Consider the following 6,052-nt stretch of genomic DNA (forward strand, 5'->3'; position numbering starts at 1 on the left):
ATTGAGGATATGAATGTGAACAAACCAGTTGAACCCACCGTCCTGCCAGTTGAGGAGGAGATGGACCAGTTTGCGGCCTTCGAGAAATCGGGCTTCACGGGCACGGTTGGCAAGGTGGCAAGTGATGATCCGTGTATGTCAGCAAAGAATGTAGATGTCTTTTATGGTGAGAAGCATGCCATTATCGATGTCAGTGTTGACCTCGGCCGTAACGAAGTGCTGTCGATGATCGGTCCTTCAGGTTGCGGCAAGTCGACCTTTCTGCGTTGCCTTAATCGTATGAATGACACTATTGATATCTGTCGTGTGGATGGAGATATCCAGCTCGATGATGAGGATATCTACAACAAGCAGATGGACGTGGTATTGCTGCGTGCCTGTGTCGGCATGGTTTTTCAGAAGCCCAACCCATTCCCCAAGTCCATTTACGAGAATGTCGCCTACGGCCCACGAATCCATGGTTTGGCTGCGAGCAAGACCGATATGGACGAGATCGTCGAAACCAGCCTGCGCAAGGCTGGCCTGTGGGGCGAGGTCAAGGATCGTCTCGACACGCCGGGAACCGGACTCTCCGGTGGTCAGCAGCAGCGTCTGTGTATAGCGCGTGCCATTGCGGTATCACCCGAGGTGATCCTGATGGATGAGCCCTGCTCGGCGCTCGATCCGATCGCAACGGCAAAAATTGAAGAGCTGATCGATGAACTGCGTGAGAACTACACCATCGCTATTGTCACTCACTCGATGCAGCAGGCGGCGCGTGTTTCACAGCGCACGGCCTATTTTCATCTTGGCTACCTGGTTGAAGTAGGCGAGACCGACGATATATTCACCAACCCGCAACATAAATTAACGGAAGACTACATAACGGGCCGTTTTGGTTGATCGAGGCGAGGAATCAATGAACGAACAGAGTAACCAGCACACAGTACGTGCCTATAACGTGGAGCTTGATCAGCTGCGGCACCTGATTCGCAGTATCACCAAGCTGGTGCGCCTCCAGATACATGACGCGGCAGCTTCGCTGAAGAATGAAGACGTGGAAATGGCACGTGAAGTCATTCGGCGAGATATGGAAGTCAACAAGCTCGATCTGCAGGCTGACGAAGAGATAATTCGTGTGATTGCAAGGCGTCAGCCAATGGCGCGGGATCTGCGCGAGATCATGACGGCAGGAAAAATCGTTTCCGATCTCGAGCGTATCGGTGACCAGGCAAGGCGCGTTGCTCGCCTGACACTGCAGTTCTATGACGGCGATCGCAGTCCGCCGAACCAGCATATGCTCTCCGATATCTACAGCATGAGTCGTTATGTTGACGAGATGATTGAAAAAGCGATCGACTCGTTCGATAACCGTGATCTTGATAGCGCCGGTGAAGTGATCGAGATGGGCCTGGACCTGGTTGACCAGTTCCGCTCTGCGATCCGTCGTCTGTCGACATTCATCATGGAAGACTCCCGTAGCGTCGGTTACGCAGTTGATATCGTCCTGGCCCTGCGCGCACTCGAGCGTGTCGGCGGCCACTCGAAAAATATCGCCCGCTACATGGTCTACATGATCAAGGGCAAGGATGTTCGCCACGAGACTACCGAGCGCCTGCTGCAGGAGATGCATACCGACTGACCAGCGATAGTCATTACGCCTTCGTCACCACCCCGGCTGCCTTGCAACCGGGGTTTTCTTTTTTGTCACCTGTTGCTGGTGATATCATGAGAGCTTCTCAAGAGAAGCGGGTCAATCTATGACGCCATGGTGGCAACAACAGTCTGAAGAGGCGCGCCTGCGCCTTGCGCGACATGATGCGTTATTGCATCTTGCTGTGCTGGCTGTCATCGCAGGTGTGCTTTCAGGACTGGTTATTGTCGCCTTCCGCCTGCTGGTTGAGGAGCTGGCGCTATTCTGGTCGCCCTCTGGTTCCGAAGAGAATTTCGAAGCAGTGTCGCTACAGTACCGCTTGCTTTTGCCATTGCTTGGCGCCGTTTTGTTGGCGATGCTGTTTGCCTAGTTCGGCAAGGGTGTGCGTGTACTGGGTGTGGCCCGTGTTATGGAGCGCATGACTTACCACCAGGGGCATCACAGCCTGCGTGGATTCCTGATGCAGTTTTTCGGCGCTACCATCGCTATCGTCAGCGGTCACTCGGTGGGGCGCGAGGGCCCGCACGTCTTTCTCGGCGCGGCTGCCAGCAGTCTTTTCGGACAGAAGCTGCGACTTCCCAACAACAGTATCCGTACACTGGTTGCCTGCGGAACAGCAGCCGGTATTGCGGCCTCTTTCAATACACCACTGGCCGGGGTGATTTTTGCCCTCGAAGTGGTGATGATGGAATACACTATTGCGAGCTTTATTCCCGTGATTCTTGCCGCGGCAAGTGCAACGCTTGTTTCGATAGCTGCCTTTGGGAATGCCCCTGCCTTTACCATTCAGCCGCTGACACTGACATCGCTGTCTGATGTGCCCATGGTCGTATTGCTCGGCTTGATTGCCGGTGCGCTTGCCACGCTGATGATCCTGCTGGTCAAGCTTGTTGCAGGGCATGCGAAGCGGCTGGAAATGTGGCAGCGCATGCTGATAGCCGGTTTTGTCATGCTGCCCTTCGCATGGTTGCTACCGCAGACCATGGGTGTTGGCTATGACACGGTCAACCAGCTGTTTGGCGGCGAGACCCTGTTGCAGCTGGCGCTATTGCTGGTGCTTGGCAAGTTGCTGGCAACCTCGGCCGTAATTGGCCTCGGCATACCCGGTGGTATTATCGGGCCCTGTCTTTTTATAGGAGCTGCCTTGGGCGCGGCCTGTGAGGCGCTTGCCGTTACAGCCGGGATGGGGGTGGTGCCGGGATTCCTGCCGCTGCTTGGCATGGGTGCCATGATGGGTGCCACCTTGCAGGCACCACTTGCTGCGCTGACTGCGATGATGGAGCTGACGCATGCGCCGGGAATTATCATGCCGGGCATGCTTGCGATCGTCATTGCTTCCATGACCGCGAGCGAGGTATTTGGCCTGGAGTCGATTTTTATCACCATGATGAAGGCGTCGGGACTCGATATTGACCAAAACCCGGTGCGCCAGGCGTTGCGGCGTCTTGGCGTGGTGAGTGCCATGTCGACAGATTTCAGCAGAACGCGTCAGCAGATCGGGATTGGCGAGGCGCAGCAGTTACTGCAAGACAAGCCGGTATGGTTACTGGTGGAAAAGGATGATGGCAGTGCAGCCCTGTTGCGCGCGGTTGATCTTGCTGGTGTCGTCGGCCAACAGGAGGAGTCAGACACTGATCCGGAGGAGGCAACAACAATTGATTTGCTCCACATACCCGGGCAGCGTCTCGATGCCACGGCGGTTTCATCACGTGCGACCCTGCAGGAGGCGCTGGAAATACTTGAAGCACACGTCGCCGAGGCGCTCTACGTTGAAAGTGACAGTGTTAGCGGTGTTCCCAGAATCTATGGCATCCTGACGCGTGACATGATCGAATCTGCCTACCGCTAGAAATTTTGGGCGTATCGGCCATGCAGGATCACTCTCTTGAGGTGGTTTTTTTGCCTTTGGCTGGCGCGGTTATTCAGATAAACACATCATTATCATATGCTTGGCAATGTATCCCCGCTATTTCAGCATACCCCCCTTTAGGGGTGTTTCAGCGGCTTTTTGCATACGGTAAAGTGCCATGCTGAATATTTATCTGCTATTGAGTGGCACAAGAAAACTGGAGATACAAGAGAATGGCCAGACAAACTGATTTTATTGCACCGTCGATCCTGTCGGCAGACTTCGCCAAGCTGGGCCCCGAGTGTGTCGATATACTCAATGCCGGCGCCGACGTGATTCATTTCGACGTGATGGACAACCACTATGTTCCTAACCTGACGATTGGCCCGCTGGTTTGTGATGCGCTGCGTAACCATGGCATCACCGCACCTATCGATGTGCACCTGATGGTCAAGCCGGTTGATCGTATCATTCCCGATTTTGCCAAGGCGGGCGCCAGCTACATCACTTTCCACCCGGAAGCGTCTGAGCACGTTGATCGCTCGCTCTCACTGATTCGTGAAAGCGGCTGTAAATCAGGCCTCGTGTTCAACCCGAGTACTTCGCTTTCTCATCTCGAGCACGTCATGGACAAGGTCGACATGATCCTGCTGATGTCGGTCAACCCGGGTTTCGGTGGTCAGAGCTTTATTCCGTCAGCGCTCGACAAGCTGCGCATTGTGCGCAAGATGATTGATGATTCAGGTCGCGATATCCGTCTCGAGATCGATGGTGGCGTCAAGGTCGACAACATTGCCGAGATCAAGGCTGCCGGTGCAGATACATTCGTATCCGGCTCTGGTCTTTTCGCCTTCGGCAATGATGAAGATCCGAACCATTACGACAGCATCATCAAGCAGATGCGTGACGCGATGGCGACTGTCTGACAGGCACGCTAATCCTGTACAGCGCCCGCATTAGCGGGCGCTTTGTTTTCCACGTCAATATGGCGAATCTGATATGGCAATTACAAAACCCGAAATGATCCTCATCGATGTCGATGGCACCCTGGTCGACAGTGTTCCTGACCTCGCTTACTGTGTTGACGAAATGATGCAGCAGATAGGGCGTCCGCCGCATGGCAGCGACAAGGTGCGTGACTGGGTCGGTAATGGCGTTGAGCGCCTTGTGCGTCGTGCACTGGTAGGGCGTCTCGTTGGCGAGCCTGCGGATGAGGATTTTGAAAAAGCGTATCCCATCTTTCTAGATCTCTATGCCGAAAACACTTCGAAGCGCTCAAGCCTTTATGATGGCGTCGCCGAGGGGCTCGAGTACATGAAGAGTGCGGGCTACCGTCTCGGATGTGTCACCAACAAGGCGGAGCAGTTTACTCTTCCCTTGCTGGCTGATCTCGGTATTGCCGATCGTTTCGAGGTCACTATTAGTGGCGATACGCTGACAAAGAAGAAGCCCGAACCGATGCCCTTGCTGCATGCAGCTGAGTTTTTTGGCATTGAGCCAGGCAATGCATTGATGCTGGGTGACTCCATCAGTGACATCAAGGCTGCGCGTGCGGCAGGTTTTCAGATCATCTGCATGAGCTATGGCTACAACCACGGTGAGGATATCCGCAATTACGATCCGGACCTTGTGATTGACTCGATGGTTGAATTGAAAAGCGTTCTCTAGGCATCGTCGAGATTTCGTTACTCCGGGCCTGACCCGGGGTCCATCAGGAGAACAGTGCACGCAGACACAAAGATACCGGCTCAAGGCCGGCATGACGAGGGTATGTCTGGATACAGCTCAAGGCTGGCATGACAAGGTAGCAGGTTACTGTTTCTCAATCAGGCGCAGGGAATCAGGAGTTGAGTAGTGTTTGAACTCACCATCCACCGGTGAAGCAAAAGCGAGCGCACTCGATAGCAGCTGCAGGTCCTCATCCTTTTCGTCAGCTTTGCCATAGAGCCGATCTCCGATGATTGGAAATCCGGCCTCTGCCAGGTGCTGCCTGATCTGGTGTTTTCTGCCGGTCTCGATATTAATCTGCAGCAGTGACCTGTCGCTTTCTGGATCATAGTCGAGAAGTCGCGCATGGCTGATGGCGGCCTTGTCATCGACGGGGGCATCCATCGTCAGCATATCCGGAAATTTTCCTGCAACGATCGCTTCGTAGCGCTTGTCGATTTTGCGCTCACGGAACAGTTTTGCGAATGCGGCAGCAACCTTTTTGCCGTGAGCGATGATCATCAGGCCGCTGGCATGGCGGTCGAGACGGTGGACGATAAAGGCAGGGCGCTGCATGCGCATTTCGACATGGCGGTCGATGCTGCAGTGGTCGCCCCATTTTGATCCCTGGCTGAGCATGCCACGGGGTTTGAACCAAATGCTGAAGCTGGTCTCATCCGCAATCAGTTCTGCTTCAATCGGCTGTTGCGCAAGGATGGCTTCGTCATAGTAGAGATGCAGTTCATCACCCCCTGCGAGCGTTTTTTTTGCACGCCTGATGCGATGCGTCTGTTTGCCGCGCGTGTGCCACACGGCACCACTGCCCATGACCTTCTTGATCGCCTGTTTCGACAGGCCGCTGG

General features: G+C 54.6%; 7 protein-coding genes. 6 read left to right on the plus strand and 1 reads right to left on the minus strand.

Annotation, left to right across the window (positions count from 1 at the left end):
* The first annotated feature begins 60 nt into the window (after nucleotides 1–60).
* The 6 genes from pstB (at nucleotide 61) to BOW51_RS00315 (ending at nucleotide 5,150) form a co-directional block, all read left to right on the plus strand.
* On the plus strand, nucleotides 61–882 hold the full coding sequence (pstB, locus tag BOW51_RS00295) for a phosphate ABC transporter ATP-binding protein PstB (RefSeq protein WP_135567977.1): 822 nt from the start codon (nucleotides 61–63) through the stop codon (nucleotides 880–882).
* Between the two features lie 16 nt (nucleotides 883–898).
* Nucleotides 899–1,621 (plus strand): phosphate signaling complex protein PhoU, encoded by a 723-nt coding sequence (gene phoU / locus BOW51_RS00300; protein WP_135567974.1) that lies wholly within the window; start codon nucleotides 899–901, stop codon nucleotides 1,619–1,621.
* A gap of 118 nt (nucleotides 1,622–1,739) precedes the next feature.
* Complete coding sequence (locus BOW51_RS11535; RefSeq protein ID WP_245828256.1) at nucleotides 1,740–2,003, plus strand: hypothetical protein; 264 nt, start codon at nucleotides 1,740–1,742, stop codon at nucleotides 2,001–2,003.
* Between the two features lie 12 nt (nucleotides 2,004–2,015).
* Nucleotides 2,016–3,482 carry a chloride channel protein gene (locus tag BOW51_RS00305; protein ID WP_245828258.1) on the plus strand — a complete coding sequence of 489 codons (1,467 nt, stop codon included), beginning with the start codon at nucleotides 2,016–2,018 and terminating at the stop codon, nucleotides 3,480–3,482.
* Between the two features lie 233 nt (nucleotides 3,483–3,715).
* Complete coding sequence (gene rpe, locus BOW51_RS00310; RefSeq protein ID WP_078475882.1) at nucleotides 3,716–4,408, plus strand: ribulose-phosphate 3-epimerase; 693 nt, start codon at nucleotides 3,716–3,718, stop codon at nucleotides 4,406–4,408.
* A gap of 73 nt (nucleotides 4,409–4,481) precedes the next feature.
* Nucleotides 4,482–5,150, plus strand: coding sequence for a phosphoglycolate phosphatase (locus BOW51_RS00315; protein ID WP_078475883.1), 669 nt, complete (start codon nucleotides 4,482–4,484; stop codon nucleotides 5,148–5,150).
* Between the two features lie 144 nt (nucleotides 5,151–5,294).
* Here the strand turns inward: BOW51_RS00315 and BOW51_RS00320 are convergent.
* Nucleotides 5,295–6,052, minus strand: a 758-nt coding sequence (locus tag BOW51_RS00320; RefSeq protein WP_078475884.1) for an RluA family pseudouridine synthase, incomplete at its 5' end; no start/stop codon positions are given.

The organism is Solemya elarraichensis gill symbiont, assembly GCF_002021095.1.
In the GTDB taxonomy this organism is placed as follows: domain Bacteria; phylum Pseudomonadota; class Gammaproteobacteria; order Chromatiales; family Chromatiaceae.